General features: G+C 44.6%; 16 protein-coding genes. 9 read left to right on the top strand and 7 right to left on the bottom strand.

Translation table 11 applies throughout. The annotated features are described in order from the left end of the window. Positions 1 to 81 precede the first annotated feature (81 nt). On the top strand, positions 82 to 258 hold the full coding sequence (locus tag QZW82_RS26590; protein ID WP_293155402.1) for a hypothetical protein: 177 nt from the start codon (positions 82 to 84) through the stop codon (positions 256 to 258). 273 nt (positions 259 to 531) lie between these two features. Here the strand turns inward: QZW82_RS26590 and QZW82_RS26585 are convergent, their stop codons facing one another. Next, positions 532 to 693: a hypothetical protein gene (locus tag QZW82_RS26585; protein ID WP_293155399.1), complete on the bottom strand. Its 162-nt coding sequence runs from the start codon at positions 691 to 693 to the stop codon at positions 532 to 534. A gap of 128 nt (positions 694 to 821) precedes the next feature. Between QZW82_RS26585 and QZW82_RS26580 the strand changes: the two genes are divergently transcribed. After that, positions 822 to 4,124, top strand: coding sequence for a DUF4347 domain-containing protein (locus QZW82_RS26580; RefSeq protein ID WP_293155396.1), 3,303 nt, complete (start codon positions 822 to 824; stop codon positions 4,122 to 4,124). A gap of 234 nt (positions 4,125 to 4,358) precedes the next feature. On the opposite strand, the gene QZW82_RS26575 is transcribed toward QZW82_RS26580, so the two are convergent. Together QZW82_RS26575 and QZW82_RS26570 are read right to left on the bottom strand one after the other, a co-directional pair. Further along, positions 4,359 to 5,639: a recombinase family protein gene (locus QZW82_RS26575; RefSeq protein ID WP_293155393.1), complete on the bottom strand. Its 1,281-nt coding sequence runs from the start codon at positions 5,637 to 5,639 to the stop codon at positions 4,359 to 4,361. A gap of 151 nt (positions 5,640 to 5,790) precedes the next feature. Further along, positions 5,791 to 6,150, bottom strand: coding sequence for a VOC family protein (locus QZW82_RS26570; RefSeq protein WP_293155390.1), 360 nt, complete (start codon positions 6,148 to 6,150; stop codon positions 5,791 to 5,793). Between the two features lie 569 nt (positions 6,151 to 6,719). Between QZW82_RS26570 and QZW82_RS26565 the strand changes: the two genes are divergently transcribed. The 4 genes from QZW82_RS26565 to QZW82_RS26550 all read left to right on the top strand — a co-directional run bounded on the left by QZW82_RS26565 (position 6,720) and on the right by QZW82_RS26550 (position 14,350). Beyond that, on the top strand, positions 6,720 to 12,206 hold the full coding sequence (locus QZW82_RS26565; protein WP_293155387.1) for an AAA family ATPase: 5,487 nt from the start codon (positions 6,720 to 6,722) through the stop codon (positions 12,204 to 12,206). Positions 12,207 to 12,383: 177 nt separating this feature from the next. Then, positions 12,384 to 13,163 (top strand): adenylate/guanylate cyclase domain-containing protein, encoded by a 780-nt coding sequence (locus QZW82_RS26560; RefSeq protein ID WP_293155384.1) that lies wholly within the window; start codon positions 12,384 to 12,386, stop codon positions 13,161 to 13,163. A 55-nt stretch (positions 13,164 to 13,218) separates the two neighbouring features. Continuing rightward, positions 13,219 to 13,806, top strand: a complete 588-nt coding sequence (locus QZW82_RS26555) for a DUF6272 family protein (protein ID WP_293155381.1) — start codon at positions 13,219 to 13,221, stop codon at positions 13,804 to 13,806. A 190-nt stretch (positions 13,807 to 13,996) separates the two neighbouring features. Then, on the top strand, positions 13,997 to 14,350 hold the full coding sequence (locus QZW82_RS26550) for an STAS domain-containing protein (protein WP_293155378.1): 354 nt from the start codon (positions 13,997 to 13,999) through the stop codon (positions 14,348 to 14,350). A 54-nt stretch (positions 14,351 to 14,404) separates the two neighbouring features. On the opposite strand, the gene QZW82_RS26545 is transcribed toward QZW82_RS26550, so the two are convergent. From QZW82_RS26545 to QZW82_RS26535, 3 genes are all read right to left on the bottom strand, one after another. Next, on the bottom strand, positions 14,405 to 14,533 hold the full coding sequence (locus QZW82_RS26545; protein ID WP_293155374.1) for a hypothetical protein: 129 nt from the start codon (positions 14,531 to 14,533) through the stop codon (positions 14,405 to 14,407). Between the two features lie 153 nt (positions 14,534 to 14,686). Continuing rightward, the gene (locus QZW82_RS26540) at positions 14,687 to 16,168 is read right to left on the bottom strand and encodes an ATP-binding protein (RefSeq protein WP_293155371.1); all 1,482 of its coding nucleotides are present in this window, start codon (positions 16,166 to 16,168) and stop codon (positions 14,687 to 14,689) included. 231 nt (positions 16,169 to 16,399) lie between these two features. Next, positions 16,400 to 17,230 (bottom strand): alpha/beta hydrolase, encoded by an 831-nt coding sequence (locus QZW82_RS26535; protein ID WP_293155368.1) that lies wholly within the window; start codon positions 17,228 to 17,230, stop codon positions 16,400 to 16,402. 314 nt (positions 17,231 to 17,544) lie between these two features. Here QZW82_RS26535 and QZW82_RS26530 point away from each other — a divergent pair, with 314 nt between their 5' ends. Together QZW82_RS26530 and QZW82_RS26525 are read left to right on the top strand one after the other, a co-directional pair. Beyond that, positions 17,545 to 17,745 carry a hypothetical protein gene (locus QZW82_RS26530; RefSeq protein ID WP_293155365.1) on the top strand — a complete coding sequence of 67 codons (201 nt, stop codon included), beginning with the start codon at positions 17,545 to 17,547 and terminating at the stop codon, positions 17,743 to 17,745. Between the two features lie 290 nt (positions 17,746 to 18,035). Then, a complete protein-coding gene (locus tag QZW82_RS26525) occupies positions 18,036 to 19,727 on the top strand; it encodes a BamA/TamA family outer membrane protein (RefSeq protein WP_293155361.1) in 1,692 nt (563 codons plus the stop codon). 192 nt (positions 19,728 to 19,919) lie between these two features. Here QZW82_RS26525 and QZW82_RS26520 read toward each other — a convergent pair whose 3' ends face one another. Next, entirely contained in the window at positions 19,920 to 21,251 is a 1,332-nt protein-coding gene (locus QZW82_RS26520) for a HEAT repeat domain-containing protein (protein ID WP_293155358.1), read from the bottom strand. A 249-nt stretch (positions 21,252 to 21,500) separates the two neighbouring features. On the opposite strand from QZW82_RS26520, the gene QZW82_RS26515 reads away from it, so the two are divergent. Then, positions 21,501 to 21,985: RNA-guided endonuclease TnpB family protein (locus QZW82_RS26515; RefSeq protein WP_293155355.1), on the top strand; the 485-nt coding region annotated here is incomplete at its 3' end.

Here is a 21,985-nt window from a genome sequence, read left to right as displayed (position 1 = left end):
GACTATCAGGCGGATTTAGGGGGATCTAGACTTGGCGTCAAACCCAAATTTATCAAGCATTTCAGGCTTAAGTTGACACTAATGCTTCCGCTGGGCACCCTACTGTTAGTTACCGGAATTTCGGATTTTTTTGGAACTTTTGGCGATCGACAAATACCTCAAATTGATATCGTTTCCAGTTGCATTGGAATTGTTGAAACTGTCAACTGTCAACTGTCAACTGTCAACTGTCAACTGTCAACTGTCAACAGACTTTGAGAGCAGATTTTGGGGCTTTAGGTCAATCAGTAATTTGGAACCGCAGCAGCTCTTCTCTGGATTGAAATTACATCCTCTGCGGTTAATTGAAATCGAGGCAATCGGGTGCATCTGGTTGTTGAAGAGGGCGAAGCATGACCGCATATAAGTTATTAGTTATAATCCCATATTGACTGCGGTCATGCTTCGCCCCTACAGATATATTTGCTAAAACCAGATGCACCCAGGCAATCGCCACATAGCAATAATTCTGTCTGAATGTATTTTTCTGATTTAAATCATGGAGAAAAACCCAAGATTCTCTTGATTGTAGTCCCCCGATGCTTTCACGAAGTTTTTTAGCAATCCCGGGGTTTTCAGAATGTATATTTTACCAGAAATAATTGGTTGAAAGCCCGAACCATTTGAGGGAAAAATTAAAATCAGACTATTCATTGCTCCAATCCTCTTCCTTGTTGGTAAAGGTAGCTCTCGAACGGTCAACTGTCAACTGTCAACTGTCAACTGTCAACTGTTTAAGGTCATTTACCAGCAAATAGCAAACATCATCATGGGTATGAAAAATGAATTCAACTTTTACCAGTATTGATTCACAGTCTGTTCTCGGCAATTCTCGTCCTAAATCTCTTGTCTTCATTGACTCGGACTTAGATGACTATCAAACTCTGGCGGCCGGCGCGATCGCAAATTCTGAGACAATCATTTTAGATAAAAATAGCAACGGAGTCGAGCAAATTACTGCGAAACTGCAAACCATTGCTGCTGCGGGCGGAACTGTAGACCAAGTTCACATTTTTTCTCACGGGAATTCTGGCAGTTTGCAGCTAGGTTCGGCGACGCTGAATTCGGATAATTTGCCGCAGTATGCAAGCCAGTTGGAAGGGTGGCGCACGGCATTGAGCGATCGCGCTGATATCATGCTTTACGGTTGCGATGTGGCGGCGGGTGATGGGGCTAATTTTGTCGATCGCCTTTCGGAGTTAACCGGGGCTGATATTGCGGCATCTAGCGATCGCACTGGCCGCGGTGGTAACTGGAATTTGGAGTTTACCAAGGGTGATATTGAAGCACCCATTGCCTTGACTCCAGAAGCAATGGCCGATTACCAAGGGACTTTAGCCACTGTTACCGTTACCAACGCTAATGATAGCGGAGCAGGTTCGTTGAGAAGCGCGATCGCCTCCGCAGCAGCCGGCGATATTATTCAATTTTCCTCCTCTCTTGCCAATCAAAAAATCACCCTCACTTCCGGTCAACTTGTCATCAACAAAAACTTGACAATTGATGCAAGTGCTGCTAGCAATTTAACCATCAGTGGCAACAACACTTCGCGGGTAATCCTCACCGAAGGTTCCACCAATGTTACTCTAAAAAACCTGATTGTTGCCGACGGCAAAGTGTCGGGAACCGATCCGAATAATGAGGCGACTAGCAGCGGCGGCGGCATTCAAACTGGCGGTAACAGCACTTTAACTTTAGAAAATTGCCAAGTCAACAATAATGTTGCCGGTTTCGGCGGTGGCGTTTACACCGGTTTCCGCAGCACCACAACAGTAATTAACAGCAAGTTTAGCGGCAATGACGGTTCTTTGGCTAGCAATACCGAACGCGGCGGCGGGGCGATCGCCACTAAAAGCGGCGGTGTTCTGAGTATCAAAGATAGCGAATTTACCAACAACAAAGGCAGCTACGGCGGGGCTGTGAATAACCTGTTGGGCAGCATGACGATCGAAAACTCGAAATTCACTGGCAACCGCACAGATAAAGGCGTTGGCGGGGCAGTTTACGTCGATGGCGCTAATGCTTCTGGGCCCAATGCAACACCAGGCCCTACTCCTGGCAACATTATCATCCGAGGCAGCACTTTTGACGGCAATATCGGGACAGGAGAAGGAGGTGGAGCCTTTTTGTTTGGTTACAACCAAGACAAAGTAGTTTTGGAAAATAGCACTTTTATTAACAACAAGGCTATCAAAAATGCAGCGGGTCAGGGAGGTTCTGGTGGTGGAGTTCGCCACGGAAATGTAGATTTGACAGTGACAAATACCACCTTTGCTAACAACACAGCCGATGATAACGGTGGTGGCTTGTGGCTGGGAGAAGAGGGTAATATCAACATTGTCAACAGTACATTTTCCGGCAACACGGCTGCTAAACAAGGCGGCGGAATGGTTGTCGGTAACAAAGATGCCTTTTCGACTAACATCGTCAATTCGACTTTTGCCAAGAACACCGCTGGAGAGTTTTCGGGAGGTATTGCAACCTTTGGCAATCAGCCAATTACTGTCAAAAATTCGATTTTTGATAGCAACACGGCTGGCAATCCTTTTAAAGTTAAATTCCAAACTGGAAGAGAACTAATTGATGGCGGGAATAATCTTCAGTTTCCAGCTAAACTCACGACAGGCGATCCAAACGACAATAACGCTACAGCAAAGGTGACGATCGCAGATCCGAAACTCGGCCCTTTGCAAAATATCAACGGTGCTTTCGTGTTGCCCCTGCTAGCAGGAAGTCCCGCCATTGACACAGGTACTGGTGCGGGCGCGCCAGCTAAGGATCAGCGCGGTGTGACTCGCCCCCAGGATGGTGATGGTAACGGCAGTGCGATCGTCGATATCGGCGCTTTTGAATTCACAACGACAGCCACGCCGACTCCGACACCAACTCCGACACCAACACCCGCCCCAACTCCGACACCCGCACCAACTCCGACACCCGCACCAACTCCGACTCCGACACCCACGCCCGCCCCAACTCCGACACCGGCACCAACTCCGACTCCGACACCCACACCCGCACCCACGCCGACACCGGCACCAACTCCAACTCCGACACCCACACCCGCCCCCACGCCGACACCGGCACCAACTCCGACTCCGATACCGGGCACAGATAATTGTTTGCTCGATCGATTCAGCGCCCCGGAATTAAACTCTGCTACCATTACCCCCAACCCCGTCCAAAAAACTGTCAATGGGGGTAACAATGCCGATTTCATCATGGGTAGCAGCATCCCCGAGTCGATTAACGGACTGGGCGGCAACGACACTATCTACGGCATGGGCGACAATGACAACATTGACGGCGGTGCAGATAACGACTTGCTCTTCGGCAATGACGGCACTGATTTAATCCAAGGTGGCGCTGGCAACGATACCATCAGTGGTGGCAAAGATAATGACACTATTCTTGGCGCCGATGGCAATGACTTCTTAATGGGAGATTTGGGCAAAGATACTGTTGCCGGCGGTATCGGCAACGACACCATTTTTGGCGGCAAAGATGACGATATCTTGATCGGTGAAGATGGCGACGACTTCCTTTTCGGCAACTTAGGAAATGACACTATCAATGCTGGCAACGGCAACGATCTTGTGTTTGGTAATGAAGGTACAGACTTGCTGTTTGGCGGGGCAGGAGATGACACGATTTACTCCGGCAAAGAAAACGACAGTCTCGATGGCGGTATTGGCAACGACGTACTGTTTGGTAACGATGCAAACGATGTTCTATGCGGTGACGCCGGTAACGATACGCTTTTCGGCGGTAAGGGTAACGATCTCTTTGCTGGCGGTGCTGGTTCCGATTTCCTTTCCGGGGATATAGGAGATGATACTTTGACTGGCGGTTCGGGAAGTGATGTGTTTTTCCTAAATCAAAGTTTGGGTAGCGACATCATTACTGATTTCCGCAAGGGCGAGGATTTAATTGGGTTGGCTCCCGGTTTGAGTTTCAATCAACTCAGCATTGCGTCTAGCAGCAATCAAACTTTGATTAGCGTGACGGGTACCAATCAATTGTTAGCGAAGCTTAACGGTGTTGCTGCCAATGCTCTCACCGCTACCGATTTTATCACTCTGTAGTTACCTCTTTTGTGCAGCAGTGCGATCGACAGTTAAAACCCCTGACAGTTGACAGTTAATAGTCTAAGATATTGTAGGGTGCGTCAGCGATTAGCCTAATTTTTAGGTAGTCCGCCAGAAGTCGCTGACGCACCCTACTACTACTTTATTCCTTCGATTGCCAGGACTAAAGTCCTCACTACAAACTCATTCTATCGACAATGATATGAATTGTTAATTGTCAATTTTTCAATATTAAAAAATAAAAATAATTTGCAGTTTCACTTCTGAATTCTCCCGAATTATTTCAATGCGATCGATAAACTCTCGAAAATAAAACCTGCGTTCCGATTCAGACAAATCCAGCCAAAATTGGGGAAGAGAAACAGTTTGAGCAGTTTCTCGCAAATTTACGGGGGGCATTTTCGCTAATTTGCTTTGCATTTCTGCAACTTCTGTGCGGATTTTATACGATCGCAAATCTGCGGTTTCTGCGTCCAAAATGCCGCTTTCAATCAGGGCGGGCAGTTGTTCTATAATTTTTTGTTTAGATGCGATCGCCCCAGCGATTCCGGCTTTGATGCCTTGGATGTCCGGCATTTGCAACTGGGCGATCGCATCGGGCAAATCGCGACAAATCCCTGCTATGGTTAATTGCAACACTTCTTCGTAGGAAATGCCGCTGCATTTAGGCTGTTGGGGACAGTTAATCGGTCGCAAATAAAGGTATTCTTTGTCTTTGCGGTAGGCTGTGACTTTCGTAACTGTCATGGACGACTTGCACTCGGCGCAAATTGCTAAACCTGCGAGGGAACGCGGGGCGCTGGCGCTGCGGGGAGCAAGGCGACTGTTGCGCCGCAGCAATCTGTCTACTTGGGCGGCTTCTTCTCGGGAAATAATCGGGACGTGGGTGTTAGAAATTACTTCGCCGTTTTGATATTCTAAATCGCCTCGGTAGGCGGGATTTGTCAGCCAGCGGCGGCCTGTGCTGACGGAGATTTTTTTGTTGTATTTCTTTGCTAAATAACGCACGGAACCGCGCAGGGAACCGTAGATGAGAAAGTGTTCAAAAAAGTCTTTGACGGCGGGGGAGGCGGTTTTGTCGATCGCATATTTGTCTTTGCCGCGCCGATAGCCGTAGGGGGCTTTTCCGGGTGGGGGAAGGGATTTGATGCGGTTGCGGGCGTGTCCTTTGCGAATGCTGCGGCTGTGTTGGCTGCGCTGGAGTTCGGCGAGGAGTTTGAGCAAGTTGGCTCTATTTTCTGTTTGTTTTTCGTCTGTGACAATTAGTTGAATGCCGAGGTTTTCTAGTTGTTCGAGGTGGGCGCACACTTGCTGTACTGTGTCGCCGAGTTCTTCAAAACGCTGAATTAGCAAGTATTTGACTGGTTCTGTTTGGCAGTCTTTTAGCAGTTGCTGGAGTTGCTGGCGCCCTCCTAAGTCTTGGTATGTGCGATCGACCTCTTGGCCCCAAATTTCGGCTGCTGGTGCGGCTTCTAGCAGCGGTTCGGTGTAAGAGTAGGCGATGATTTTCATCTGTTATACCAATTTAATGTGAAGTTGCACATATCTCGATCCCCCTAAATCCCCCTTAAGAAGGGGGACTTTGAAAAGAATCTTATCCCCCCCTTATTAAGGGGGGTTAGGGGGGATCCGAATTCGGGAGCAGCCTCATAAAAAAATGGTATTACTCGCCCAGTTCAATGATATTCCCATCTGGATCTTGGGTAAATAATGCCGATCGACCTGACGCGCTCATTTGTACCGGGCAATTGTGAGCGATTAATTGCTCTTTGGCTGCCTCTAAGTTAGCCACAGCAAACGCTAGATGTCGGTTGCGCCCCAATTTCTCATAGTCTACGGCATCTGGTATAATTGTTGCCGCCAAAATTAGGTGTAGCTGGAAGTTACCGACTTGATACCAGATGCCGGGAAATTTTAATTCGCGATCGATTTTTTGCAGTCCTAATACATTGCTGTAAAAGTGTTGGGATTTTTCGAGGTTGGAAACGAGCAGGGCGCTGTGGAGGGCTTGATTAATTTGCATTTGTATTTGGTATTTATTTTTTTACCGCCGATGCAGGCAGATGAGCGCTAATGAACGCAGATTTGTTGAGGTTAGTAGATTTTTTGATATCATAACATTATTAGTTGCTCTTAATACCGTCACAAAAATTAATTAACTGTAGCTAGAGCTTTTAAAACGTAATTCCGTCCATTCAAAATGTCTATCTATTGTACCAAGAAATTTGTAGCGAATTCAACCAACAGAAAGCTGGACATCCCAGATGTGACTTGAACAGGCTCCCGCTTCCCGGAAGCAAGCGCTTCAAAGATTTTTAACAAAATTCATGATACGTGCGATGGTTAGCGCTCGACATATGATTATTTTTTGTCAAATCTTCCCGAAATCTTGGGAGCAGTAGTAAACTAATAAATAATGAACACAAACAAGTTTGATAGTGCTTAAACATAACTTACACGCAGGCAGCCAGAAACCGGGTTTTTTTACTACAATACAGAGGCTGTAGCTAGCGGATTAGGTAAAAAACCCGGTTATGAACGTCGGAGTGCGTAAGTCCTCTTAAAATAAAAGCTGACTAGGATTTAGCAACTATGACCCCGATCGCAATTCCCGGCTACCGCATGAGCGAACAACTCTACTCCGGCACCCGAACCTTGGTTTATCGAGGTTTTTCGGAATCAGACAATCGACCAGTCGTCATCAAATTTCTCAAGTCTGAGTATCCGACTTTCACCGAACTGGTGCAGTTTCGCAATCAGTACACCATTGCTAAAAATATTGATAATTCCGGTATAGTCAAACATTTAAGTCTGGAAACATATCGTAACGGTTTTGCTTTAGTAATGGAGGACTTTGGCGGTATTTCTCTGGCTGAATACATCACCAACGATGCTTTTGGAGTCCAGGGTAAATTCACCAATCGCCTAGACATTTTTTTGCAAATTGCCATTCAAATTTGCTCGACATTAGAAACAATATATCACAGCGGCATTATTCACAAGGATATCAAACCACAGAATATTATAATCAACCCTACAACCAAAGAAATCAAACTTATAGATTTTAGCATCTCATCGTTTTTGCCGAAAGAAAACCAAGAAATTAAAAACCCCAATATCTTGGAAGGGACATTAGCTTATATGTCTCCAGAACAAACTGGCAGAATGAATCGCGGGATTGACTACCGCACCGATTTTTACTCGCTGGGAGTAACTTTTTACGAACTGCTGACAGGACAATTGCCCTTCCAATCTAAGGAGCCGATTGAGTTGGTTCACTGTCACATTGCTCGCCAGCCAATTCCCCCACTCGCCCTAAATGCTGCCATCCCCCAAGTATTGAATGACATCGTGCTAAAACTGATGGCTAAAACAGCGGAAGCACGCTATCAAACAGCTTTTGGCATCAAACACGATTTAGAAAAATGCTTAAAACAATACTCAGATTGTGGCACTATTCAACTGTTTGAATTAGGCAGCAGAGACATTTCCGAACGCTTTGTAATTCCAGAAAAACTTTATGGCAGAGAAATCGAAGTTTCGAGCCTATTAGCAGCCTTCGAGCGCGTCGCCTGTCCCCAGGAAAATCCCCCAGCAGCCGATTTGGATGTTTCGTCTTCCAACAGCCGAGAACCGCAGAAAATACCCCGTACAGCTACTACCGAAATCGTGCTGGTAGCGGGCTTTTCTGGGATTGGCAAAACCGCTGTGATTAACGAAGTTCACAAGCCCATAGTTCAGCAGCGGGGATACTTTATCAAAGGGAAATTTGACCAATTCAAGCGCGATATTCCCTTTTCGGCATGGGTACAAGCTCTGCAAAGTTTTATGCGGCAATTACTCACAGAAAGTGCTGCTCGCGTTCAGCAGTGGCAAGCCAAAATTTTGTCAGCTTTAGGGGATAATGCTCAGGTAATTATTGATGTTATCCCAGAATTAGAACTGCTGATTGGCAAGCAACCTGTTGTCTCTGAACTAGAACCAAATCCTGCACAAAATCGCTTCAATCTATTATTTCAAAAGTTCATTCGTGTCTTTGCTACCAAAAATCACCCCTTAGTCATTTTCTTAGATGATTTGCAATGGGCAGATTCAGGATCTCTGAAATTAATGCAATTGTTGGTGGGCGAATCAGAAGGTCAACATTTGTTGCTAATTGGCGCCTATCGAGATAATGAAGTCTCCAACGTTCATCCCTTAATGCTGACTTTATCAGAGATTCGCAAGCTAGGTGCGGGTTCATCTTCTCTACAAAAACAGGGCAGCGATCGCTCGGCCACTATAATTAATCAAATTAATCTCGCGCCACTTTCAATAGTGGACTTGAATCGTCTGGTTGCTGATGCTTTAAGTTGTGCGACCCACCGAGCTTTTTCCTTGACAGAAATCATTTTCAACAAAACTAATGGAAATCCTTTTTTTAGCAATCAATTCCTCAAGCAACTCCACGAAGATAAGTTAATCTATTTCGATTTTGCCTCCCCATTGCCAGGGGTAGATCGGGGTGGTTGGCAGTGCGATCTTACTAAAATCAGAGAATTGGCAGTCAGCGATGATGTAGTCGAGTTTGTGGCGAATAAATTGCAGAAATTGCCGATCGCTACTCAAGATGTTTTAAAATTAGCTGCTTGTATTGGTAGCCAATTTGATTTAGAAACCTTAGCCCTTGTCTGTGAAAAATCTCAAAGAGACACCGCAGCCTACTTGTGGAAACCATTGCAAGAAGGTTTAATTTTACCGCAAAGTGAAGTTTATAAATTTTTTGGAGATGGTGGAGACTCTGCGCCATTAGCGGTTGCCGATTGTCAATTGCCAAGTTACAAATTTTTGCACGATCGCGTTCAACAAGCCGCCTATTCTTTGATTCCAGACGATGCCAAGCAGTCAACTCACCTGAAAATTGGCAGATTGCTACTGCACAAGGGCCCGCACGCACCATCCGCCGCCCCTACGGAAGATCGGATATTTGATATTGTCAACCATTTGAACATGGCAGTGGAATTAATTGTCGATCGCACCGAAAGACATCAACTAGCTTCCTTGAATTTAATTGCTGGGCGCAAAGCTAAAACTTCCACAGCTTATGCTGCTGCTGTTGATTACTTAACTATCGGCAGAAATCTGCTACCAGAGGATAGCTGGACAAATTTATACGACTTGACGATCGATCTTTATGTAGAAGCGGTTGCAGCCGAATATTTGAATACCAATTTCGATTTGTCGCACCAACTGGCCCAAATAGTTATATCTCGATCGCACAACCTCCTCGATCAATTCCGAGTTTACGAAGCCCAAATTCAGTCTTATATTGCCCAAAATCAGATGAAATCGGCAGTGGATACTGGATTGCAAGTTTTGGGAATGCTGGGTGTTGCTTTGGAAACACAACTGCCGGCGGTGGTGGAGATACCCGCTTTAGCTAATCTCCCAGAAATCAACGATCCTTATAAAATTGCTGCTTTGAGGATTTTATGTGCGATCGCCTCTGCCGCTTATCTAGCTAGTCCAGAAATTTACCCAGCCGTTGTCTTTACAATGGCACATATTTGCAGTAAATATGGAAACTCTGCCCCGGCTAGTTATGCCTATGCTTGTTGCAGCTTAATCTGTGAAACAATCGGAGACATTGAATTAGGCTATCAATACGGTCAACTATCTTTGCAAGTATTAGATAAATTTACCTCCACAGAATTTGAATCTAAAGTTATAATGGTCTACAATGCTTGCGTGAGACATTGGAAAGAACCTAGTCGAGCGACAATACCGTCTTTGCTCTGGGCCGTCCAAAGCGGCTTAGAAAGCGGCGATATGGAGTATGCTTGCTATTCTGCTATGTATCTTTGCATCTACAGCTTCTTTAGCGGTGAAGACTTAACATCTGTAGATCTAAAATACGACCAGTATCTTGAATCAATGGTCAAGTCCAAGCAAGAATATCAGACTTATTATACCAAGATATGGCGACAGCTAGCATTAAATTTACAAGGATTAGCTGAGGACAAATGTCGGTTAGTTGGTGAGAGTTTTAATGAAGATGAACTGCTGCCAGTTTTGGTAGCAGCAAATAATGTATCTTCCCTGTTTGGCGTTTATTTTGCTAAATTGGTTCTCAATTATTTGTTTGGCGAAATCGAAAGTGCCGTGGAAAATGCCCAGCTAGCAGAGCAATATGTCGTTGGTGTCGGTTCGCTGATGATGGTACCGCAGCACAACTTTTACCATTCCCTAGCCCTGCTGGCGATGTATGCCGATGCTGAGCCGATCGCGCGATCGCAATATTTGAGCCAAGTGAGAGCCAATCAGGAAAAAATGCAAACCTGGGCATTCCACGCACCCATGAATTACCAACACAAGTACGACTTAGTAGCAGCAGAAATAGCACGAGTATTGGGAAACAGGCTCGAAGCCATCGATTTGTACGATCGCGCCATTGCCACCGCCAAAGAAAACAAATACCTTCAAGAAGAAGCACTCTTCAGCGAACTTACAGCTAAATTCTACCTGCAATTAGGCAAAGATAAAATTGCCCGCGTCTATCTAACTGACGCTTACTACGCTTACGCTCGCTGGGGTTCCCAGGCCAAAGTCCACGATCTACAACAAAAATATTCCCAATTACTCGGCCCCATTCTCCAACAAGACAACACTTTTTATACAGGAGAGACAATTGCAGAAACAATTGTAGCAGAGATTACTTCCAGCAGCCAAAATGTTTCCAATTTTCTCGATCTAGAAACAGTAATTAAAGCTTCTCAAGCCATATCGGGAGAAATCAACGTCGAGGAACTGCTATCAACCTTGATCCGAATACTGATCGAAAATGCAGGCGCATCCAAAGGCTCTCTGATCTTAGAAAGGGATAGTAAATTATTGATTGTTGCTAAATGTGTAGACAAACACTGCTATTTGCCAAATATTCCAGTTTCTCAAAGCCAAGATCTTCCCATCACAGCCATTAACTACGTCTGGCGTACCAGAGAAACCTTGGTAATTAACGATATTGCTGTAGAAAATATCTTTGCAGCAGATCCCTACATTATTCAGCACCAACCTAAATCTGTATTGTGTACTCCCATTGTTAACAAAGGTCAAGCGATCGGCATTCTGTACTTAGAAAACAGTCTCGCCACAGGTGCATTTACTGCTGACAGATTAGAAGTATTAAAAATCCTATCTTCCCAAGCTGCTATCTCCATTGAAAATGCTCTGCTCTATCAAACTCTAGAAGATAAAGTAGAAGAACGTACTGCCGAACTTGCTCAAGCTAATCAAGCAATTTCTGCCCTCAACCAGCGCCTCAAAAATGAGAATGTTCGGATGAGTGCAGAACTCGATCTCCTCAAACAAATGCAGCAGTTAATTCTACCAAAGCCAGCGGAATTAGCAGCAATTACAGAGTTAGATATTGCAGGATTTATGGAAGCAGCCGATGAAGTTGGTGGCGATTACTACGACGTACTTTTTAATGATGGGGTGGTAACGCTCTGCATTGGTGATGTCACCGGACACGGACTAGAAAGTGGTATTTTGATGGTGATGACTCAAACGGCTGTTCGGACTCTCAAGGAAGTTAAAGAACTTGACCCCGTGCGCTTTTTAGATACCCTGAACCGCACTATTTATAAAAATATTCAGCGGATGAACTCGGACAAAAACCTGACGCTAGCTCTCCTCAATTACGCAGACAGCCAAATTAGTATTAGCGGTCAACATGAGGAAACTCTCGTAGTCCGAAAAGGTGGTAAGATTGAACGCATTGACATGATGGATTTAGGATTTCCCATAGGCTTAGATGAGGATATTTCAGATTGGATCGGTCATCTTTTAGTAGATTTAGAGCCGGGGGATGGTGTCGTGCTTTACACTGATGGCATCCCCGAAGCTAGAAATATCCACAAACAATTCTACGGCATGGAAAGACTCTGTGCTGTGGTTTCTCAAAACTGGCATTTGAGCGCCGAACAAATCAAGCAATCTGCGATCGATGATTTGCGAAAATTCATTGGAGCGCAAAAGGTATTTGATGACATTACTTTGCTAGTATTGAAGCAACAGGGAAATATTGTGCATAATTTATGATTGACGGTCATCGGCCAGGTTTATCATATCGCTGTTTCATTTAGTATTGAAGCATCGAAGCAAAATCCGGATTTAGAGATTTTCCACTGTAAGTTATAGTCATAAACAGCGATCGAGCGAAAAAAAATCCGTTTTCTGGGAAAGCAAAGCATTGTAGATTTCCAGCTTGGAGATTGCGTGAACAAAGAAATGGCAATCATGTTTTCGGATTTGCGTTCGTTTACAACGATGGCGGAGCAAATGACTCCTCAAGAAAACTTCAATTTCATCAATACATACTTACAGCAAATTAGTCCCGAAATTCGCAAGCACAACGGTTTTATTGTCAAGTATATGGGAGATGGACTGATGGCAGTTTTTCCCGACGGCGTTGATGATGCTATTCAGGCGGGAATTATGAAGGTTGAACAGTTGAAAAAATTAAATCAAAGCCGTAAAATAAATGGGGAGATACCGCTGAATATTGGCATTGGTATCCATGTCGGTGATACGATGGTTGCAATTATTGGAGATGCCAATCGGATGCAAGCTGATGCGCTGTTCGATCGTGTCAATCTCACGGCTCGCCTGGAAAGTTTAACTAAGTATTATGGGGTATCTTTATTAATTTCAGAAGCTGTGGTAAAACGTTTGAGTCAACCCGAAAAATATCATATTCGATTTTTGGATCGGGCAATTGTCAAAGGTAGACAAGAAGCCATTACTGTTTGTGAGGTGTTAGATGTTGAAGTAGAACCTGTGCGATCGCTCAAGATTCAAACTTTGCCTATTTTTGACGAAGGTCTAGAACAATATTGTCAGGTAAATTTTGCTAATGCCCAAGATTGTTTTGAACATATAGTAGAGCTAAATCCTGCTGACAAACCCAGGCAAATTTACCTAAGACGCATCCAAGAATTGTTAAAAAATAGTCTTCCCGCTAACTGGAATGGCGTCTGGAAATTTACCCAGAAGTGACATTGACATATTAACAGGAGGCAGAAAAATAATGACATTTGGAAGTTTACAAACTATGATTCAAGTCTTTGGAGAATTCATCGACCAGTTTCCACCGGAACACGACTCCCTAGAACTTACATTTACGCCAAGTTCTCGCCCGATCAAGCAGCGCTGGCGCAACAATAGGGTATCGGCTCATTTTGTTGCCGATTATTTGTCCAGCTTTCTCCCGGTGGACGAGCAGGATGCTAGCAGCGAGAAACGGATTAAACAAAGTAAGGGAGCTGTGAGCTACATTGCCAATGAACTATTAGAAAATGCCATCAAGTTTACTGATGATAATTGCAATCATAAGGTAAGGTTTGGGATACACTTTATAGGAGAATCTGATGTGACTGCCGTAATTTTTGCCACTAACTACGTGCAGCAACCAGCGGCGAATAAATTGCAGGAATTCATTGCAGAACTGTTTAATTCCGACTCTGATGAACTATATTTACAGCAGCTTGAAAAGAATGCTGAATCTGAAAGTGAAACATCGGGACTGGGATTGCTGACGATGATTAATGACTATTCAGCTAAGATTGGTTGGAAATTTGAGAGGATGTCTGATGGTTCCAATATGCTAGCTATTACGACAATCGTTCAAATTAGCGTTTAGTTTCATTTTTTTCAAGATTGACGAATTCACAAATGGATACAAGCCCCCGACACTGCTCAGTGGTTAACCCCAAATTTTAGACCGAAGTTGAACCTCCTCAATTGATCTGTGGAGTCAATCTCAAATCGAAAAATGGAAAATCGACTGGCTCTTTTGTCCGACAATAATTCACTCAGGAAACGACAAAACAATGGATATTCACGAAATCAAAGGTCAAGACTACTGTATTCAATACGATCCAAAATCGGTGACAGTCTGTTTCCAAGGCGAACTCAGCTTAGATGGAGCGCCAGATTATAAGCCAATCGTCGATCTATTAGATGAGGTAGCTAATCCTGAACCGCCTACTATTACCTTGAACCTAACAAAATTGGATTTTGTTAATAGTTCTGGTATTAATATGCTGTCTAAGTTTGTGATTAGTGTACGGAAAAAGAAAACGATTCAACTTTTGGTAGTGGGTTCACAAGATGTTCCTTGGCAACAGAAATCTCTCAAGAATCTAGAAAAGCTATTGCCAACTTTGAAGTTACAATTGGAGTAGGTGATGTTTCAGTTGACAGTTGACAGTTGACAGTTGACAGTTGACAGTTAACAGTTAACAGTTAACAGTTAACAGTTGACGGTTGACAGTTGACAGTTGACAGTTGACAGTTGACAAAAGAAGGAAGAGGATTGGAGTAATGAATAGTCTGATTTTAATTTCTCCCGGGATTGGGGCTTTCAACCAATTATTTCGGGTAATGAATAGTCTGATTTTAATTTCTCCCGGGGTGCAGGCTTTCAACCAATTCTTTCTGGTAATTTTTAAGCACAATTATTTATACAAGCGGGACGCCCGTGCCACAATTTATCATAAATTTGGATGCTTATCAACTGTTTAAGTTTGTTGTACTGGCAGTTCAATGATAAACTCGGTTCCCTTCCCCGGTTCGGACTCGCACCTGAGCGTTCCTCGGTGATTTTCTACTAGGATTTTGTAGACAATAGATAATCCTAAACCAGTACCTTTACCGATCGCCTTGGTGGTAAAAAACTGCTCGAACATTCGTTTTTTTACCTCTGCTGTCATTCCCGATCCCGTGTCAGAAATCCTGACTCTGACGCGATCTAGCCCAGCGAGTTCTGTGCGTATCGAAATTTTTAGGGCTGGATCGGGCCGATTTTTTGCTGCCTCGTCCAAAGCATCGATCGCGTTACTAATTAGATTCATAAATACTTGATTTAGTTGTCCGGCATAACACTCTACACCAGGCAATTTTTCATAATTTTTAACTATTTGAATCTCGCGACGGTCTTTTTTAGCATTGAGACGGTTACGCAAAATTAGGATGGTGCTGTCAATACTGTCGTGCAAATCGCACAGGTTCATGTTAGTGTTATCTGTTCGCGAAAAGCTGCCCATGGATTTGACTATTTCGCGAATGCGATCGGAACCCATGTGCATGGAAGACATAACTTTAGGTAAGTCTTCAACTAGAAATTCGAGATCGATGTCTTGGATTTGATTTTTTATTTCGGAACAGGGGTTGGGATAGTGTTCTTGATATAGACGCAGCAGGTTCAGTAAATCTTGGGTATAAATTTCGGCATGGCTCAAGTTGCCGTAAATAAAACTAACTGGGTTATTAATTTCGTGGACGATACTTGCCATTAGGGCTCCCAGGGAAGACATTTTTTCGCTGTGGAGGAGTTGAGCTTGAGTTTGCTTGAGTTCGCGAAGTGCGCGATCGATTTGGGCTGCTTGAGCTTCGGCTTTGGAGGTGGCTGCACAGCTTTCTTGATAGAGTTCAACCTGTTTGAGGTCGATTTCAAATTGTTCGATTTCGCTTTCTTGCTGGTACTGACTCACGACGGCATCGAAAGCTGTTAACAATTCGCCACCGGCAGCTTCGATAATGTACTGTAGATGGGGATTCTCCTGCCTGAGTTCGGTGTCGGGAACTTGCACTAATGCTTTTATGCGATCGATATATTCGCGCAGTTGCTTGTCTAGATACAGCGGCGCCTCAAAATACATCGCTTTGACGGTGGGTGAAGGGGGACTCGCCAAGTTGATGCTGCTGTCAGTATGAATTAAATCGTGGTGAGATTTTTCCATAAGCTCGATCGCCTCTAACAAATTCCCGCGCAGTTTGGCTCTTTCTGCCGCATTCCCAGAGCTAACTAACCTCATGCAAAAAAATGCCGATCGCTGGGAAAGCATTCGCTGGCGGCCGCTGATGTTAATTACCGCTGCACTAACTTTTCTGGCTGTCGTAATTTCTTCCAGATTAAAGTAGTTTCTCAGTGCCGCCATTCGTAATACTCCAGAATCAACTAAATGTTTGTAGTTCGTGCTGACACAAGATTGTATAACCATAAAAAAAATGTACAATACACTAAGCAATATATGCTCTTTTTACTATTAAAGTAGTATACTTTAATACAATTATTTTTTATTGGTTGCTTGTAGCAAAATAAAGAAGGAAAAATAAGGAAAAATAACAAGAATAAGCAATCAACTGCATTGGGAAAAAGCTATTCAGAGCGTCCTAACCCTCGAAGGTGCCCTATCATATCTTTTAGCATTTTGCTTATTGTAAAGGTTTTCTTAATTATCCAAAAATTTACCGATCAACTTTGCCATGATTTGAGCTTGAGTTTGCGGCAACCCGTGAGTCGCATTAGGGATAATTGCTAACTCAGCTCTCGGTATCTCGTTGGCGTAGGTTTGACAGTGCCATAGAGGAATTGTTTCGTCTCTATCTGCTGCTATGACTAAGGTAGGAATTTGCAATTTGTGAATTTCTTTTTCTACTGTGTCAACGGCGTCTTCTGGCCGCATCCGGCTCATTAAAAATGACCTTGCTACTGGTTGATACATTAGCTCCCTGCGCCACCCGGAAATTTCTTGCAATTTCTCACTTTTCCCCGCTAATCTAGCAAAAGGTTTTGCTAGCTGCAAGGCCCAATCAACGGCGGGCGTTTGCCACAGCAAGGGTCGCAAAGCATCGTACTGACCGCAAAAACTGTCGTCCCGGATTCCCGCAGGTGCTGCTAACACTAAACTGCTGACAGATTTGGGATATTTTAGGGCGTATGCAGATGCTACCCAGCCGCCAAAAGAATGCCCGATGATGCCGCATGGTTCGATGTTTAGTTGTTGTAAAACTTGCCGCACAAAAGCAACTTCTACAGCTACGTCGTATTGGATTTGTGGTTTGCTGGATTCTCCAAAACCTAACATATCTAAACTGATGCACCGAAATTGAGATTGCAATAATTCAATTAAGGGTAGCCAGCAAGTTTTTTCTCCGAAAAAACCGTGCAGCAGCAATAAGCATGGGCCAGTGCCAATGTCGAGGTAGGTGGCTGTTTGGCTGTGGTTATTGACAAATGTAGTTAATGTGTGCTTGTGTGCTACTGCTGCTTGAGACTGCATGGGCGATCGACTCCTGACAATTTGATGGAAGAGGGAAGAGGGAAGAGGGAAGAGGGAAGAGGGGAGAGGGAAGAGGGAAGAGGGCTTTTGTTATTGACGGAGAAGGAAGAATATATACACAGTAAGCTTTTTGGCGATCGACATTTTACTTTTAATGAGGTGGATTTACTTCTTTAAAGCAATACTCGTAAACAATTGTAACAAAACAGCAGTCCATAGGTTAAACTTCATTACAGAGTACAGAATTAGAAATAGAGCGTGATAGTCTCTATTATTATTTCAAAAATACTGCAAACTCGAAGCAGGAGAAAACTTTGAACTCTACTTTAAAACGTTACCCGGCTTGCTCCCTGCGCGAAGATGTCAGTGAGTACGTAGCACACTTACAACTTCACATGACTTTACAAGCTCGAAACTTGCTCCCTACCATTACCACTGCTAAGGACAGTCGCGAACAACTGTTGCAGCAGACTCAGGCTCATTTTGAGAAGCGTGTTTCTCGGCAATCTCTTTAAATAATTTTTTGGTTTCCCAATTGTACGATCGCCCGCGATCGATCTTTCCCCAAGTTTAATCATCTCAGAAACCCGGTATCTTCAAAAATACCGGGTTTCTTGTTGGCTAATGTTACTAAATCTGGGTTGAAACTTCTCGTCGAGAGGAGTCGGCGGTTGAAACCGCGACTGCACAAGCGAAGTCGGCCTCCGCCGACTGAAGAATAGAGGGGTATTATTTCCAGATGGGGTATTAGGCATCACGACCGAATTTGAGTAATATGCGTTGAGTATTCTTTAGTTTTATGTTTATGCGAATTCGGATTATTGCATTTTTGAGTTTGGCGGCGGTGGCTGGTGGGGAATTGGCGGCGCGGGCGATCGATCTGACTGTCGCGCAGGGTGAGATGGAGGTTAGAGAAGGAACCGCAGAGGTTGACAGGCGAGACGCCTATTCCACAAGGGCGCAGAGGGAGGAGGATGAGGTGAGTGCAACTGTACCGGATTTGCCAACATCTGATGAGATTGCTGTTGCTCCAGAAGTTCGATCGCCCTCACTCAAGTCCGATCGCCATAAAGATTTTACATCTCTGTTAGCAACTGCGGGGACGATCGCCACCAAAGTCGAAATCCCGGAAGCAGTCAACGGCAACGCGCAACAGCTAGGCGGTACTCTACCAATCAGTCAAGGGAGAAATGTTGAGGGCATTTACGTTGCAGAGGTGAAAATTCGCTTTGTTAATTCCCGAGGCGAAGCTGTTGATAAAAAAGGAAATCCGATTAAGGGGAGAACTTCGGAAGATTTTATCCGAGGCGAGCTCAAACTTAAGGCGGGGGATAATTACAGCCAGCAAGTTGTGCGATCGGATTTGCAGCAGTTGCAGCAGTTGGGATTGTTTGACAAGGTGACGGTTTCTACTGAAGAAGTTGGGACGGATATTAATGTAATTTACAATGTCCAAGAGCGATCGGCTCGTTCTGTTGGGGCGAGTGTCACTTTGAGTGATGATGTTGGTGTGGCTGTTCCTCTTTCCTATGTCGATCGCACTTTCGGGACAAACGGGCAGCGGTTGTCGGTGGAAATTCAGCCCAGTCTCCGAGGTATCGAGTACGACGTGCAGTTTGTCAGTCCTTACGTTGCCGCCGATGACCGTTTGGGATACAGTGTGAGAGCTTTTGGCGATCGCAGAATTTCGGAAATTTTCAACAAAGATATTAATTTGCCCAACGGCGATCGAGTTCGAGAAATTCGGATGGGCGGAAATCTCGCTGTTACGCGACCTTTGGGCGATTGGCGGGGAACTTTGGGACTGAATTATACCAATATCAGCACGCGCGATCGCAATTTAAATCTTGCTCGCCGGGACGTACTCGGCAATCCTCTCACATTCAGCGGTGCGGGTGTTGACGAATTGTATACTGTTTCTTTTGGCGCTACGCTCGATCGGCGAAACAATCCATTCAACCCAACCAGCGGCTCAATTCTCAGCCTCAGTACAGAACAGTCGATACCTCTGGGACGCGGCAACATTGCGAGCAACCGACTGCTAGCCAATTATATACAATATGTACCAGTAACTTTGCTGGGCATCAGCGAGTCGGAAGCTTTGCCAGAAATGTTGGCTTTTAACGTGCAAGGGGGGACGGTAATTGGAGATTTGCCACCGACGGAAGCGTTTCGCCTGGGTGGCCGCAATTCTGTGCGGGGTTACGACGGCGGGGAAATTGGCAGCGGGCGGAGTTATTTTTTGGCTTCCGGCGAGTATCGGTTTCCGGTTGGTAGGGATGTGGGTGGCGTGATATTTGTTGATTTTGCGTCGGATTTGGGAACGGGTGACAGCGTGTTGGGAAAACCGGCGGTAGTCAGGGATAAACCGGGGACTGGGGCTGGTGTTGGTTTGGGTGTCAGAGTGCGATCGTCCTTGGGATTAATTCGCTTGGATATGGGTGTCAGCGATGACGGGGACATCAAATTTGTACTCGGTACAAAACAGCGATTTTAAATAGTTGATAGTTGTAGGGGCGGTGGATGGTGCGGGCCCGCCCTCTTCGTTGACAGTTGACGATAAAGGTACAAAGGTACGTAGTTGCGCTTCAGCGCTCTTTCCTGATATTTATGAAGAGCGCTGAAGCGCAACTACGTACCTAATTTGTTTTAGGCAATTGAAAATTGCTATATTTAGGCTCGTAACTGCTTAACGCTTTGGTTTCTTGATATCCATCAGTTTCGGTTTCACCGCCGGAGTGCGCGGGTAAAACTTAAACTTATTGAGCGCCGCACTTGCCGATTTTGCCACACCGCTATCTGTATCTCGCAAAGCTCTTTGCAAGAGCGGAATCACTTTTTCAGACTTAATCATTGCTAGTGCTTCTACAGCAGCTTCGCGCACTTCCGGGTTGAAATCTTGAGCTAATTTACCCAAGGTTTCTATGGCTCGCTGACCGTCGGTTCTCAAAGCATTAGCCGCACCCATTTTACCTAAAGCAGACGCTGCAAATTTGCGAGTTTCTGTGTCCTGACTTTGAACGCATCCCATCAACTGCGCCACCGATGAGTAGTTTGGTGTTTGTCTGGGAGATTCAAGCGTTTGTCTGATTTCGAGTTGTTCTAAATCAATTGATTGTGGTTCGGAAAATCCTGTGTAATTTAACTCTTGTTCAACTTCTGGTTGATTGAACTCTGGTTGATTGAACTCTGGTTGATTGAATTGATTATATGGGTCTTCTTGCCAAACTTCCTGTTGTGGTAAATCCGATGTAAATTCTGTTGGATTTAACTGACTGAACTGTTGCTCCGGGATTTCTTGTTGTTGTACATTACTCTCGTATTGCTCTTGCAAAGACCTGATAGTAGCTAGCATCTGAGCTTCGCGAGCTTGAAACTGCTCCTGAGCGGCTTGCAACTGACTCTCGTATTGCTGTTGCAAAGCCCCCGTCGTTGATTGTATGTCAAATTCGCTGTTCCCATATTGCGAGGCAGCTTGTCTCAATTGAATTTCGTGTTGTTTTTGCAGGTTTTGAAAATGTTCATCCATCTGAGCTTGATAACTGTCATGCAATTCGTCAGAAAGTGTGAGTATATGACGTTCGTGTTCGGCTTGCAAAGATTGTATGTTTTCCTGAAGCTTAGCATTGTAAGCGGCTTCTAATTCCTGGGTGACTTGTCGGATCTGCTGCTCGTGGGAGCCTCCAACTTGTTGGAGCCGATCGCGTTCTGCTAAAACTTGTTGGAGTCGATTTTCGTATTGAGTCGCAACTTGTTGAATCTGATTTTCGTATTGAGCTGTAACTTGTCTGAGTAAATTTTCGTGTTCAACAGTAGCCTTTCTCAACCGATCTTCTCCTTCTTGGTGTGGAGATTCGGTAGTTTGTTGCATTCGAGATATCTGAGCTAGTTCTATATCCTGAGCTATTCTGCGAGTTTGCAGCAAGTGTTCTTGCTTTTGCTTGTGCAACCGCTTTTCCACTAACCAGTAAGCAACTGCTATCCCCGCCAAAAAACCTACGATTGCTCCTATGATTTCCACAACTGAGCTCCTCCGGACAAAATAGTGATGCTGGACTTTTTACAATTTAACCATACACCCGGGAAGTCCCGCGCTCTACCTGTACAATCCGTGAGCGTCGGGATCGAAGGCGAGCGAGTTGACGATTACAGCCGAGTCGCATAACGCGCAGCGTTTGAGGTTTGAGGCTGGATGAGAAAACAAGCCAACTTATTGACAACCGCAAAATCCTTGTGTTAATCTTTTATCAGAAACACCGATAGCCGATAAATGCTGAAAGCTTACAAGTTCCGAATCTATCCAAGCGCCCACCAGCAACAGTATTTTGCTGGTGCTTTTGGTTGTTGTCGATGGTTTTGGAACTATAGTTTGAATAAGAGCCAAGTAACCTACAAGGAAACTGGTAAGGGATTGAGCAGATTGGCTATCCAAGGTATGCTACCAGCGCTCAAGAAGGAATACCCTTGGTTGAAAGATGGGGCATACTCACAAAGCTTGCAAGTAGTAGCACTGAATCTATCAACTGCTTACAAAAACTTCTTTGAGAAACGTGGTGGGTTTCCTAGCTTCAAATCCAAGCACAACAGGCAATCTGTCACCTATCCCCAGAATGTGAAAATTCTGGAGGACACTATAAAATTTCCGATTATTGGTGAAGTCAAAGCCAAGATTCATCGCCAGTATGATGGCACGATCAAAACTGTAACGGTATCCCAAAACCGAGATGGTTCGTATTTTGCATCGGTACTTGTTGA

The sequence above is a fragment of the Microcoleus sp. bin48.metabat.b7b8b9.023 genome, assembly GCF_013299185.1.
GTDB lineage: Bacteria > Cyanobacteriota > Cyanobacteriia > Cyanobacteriales > Microcoleaceae > Microcoleus.
This window is presented reverse-complemented; position numbering and strand designations above follow the sequence as displayed.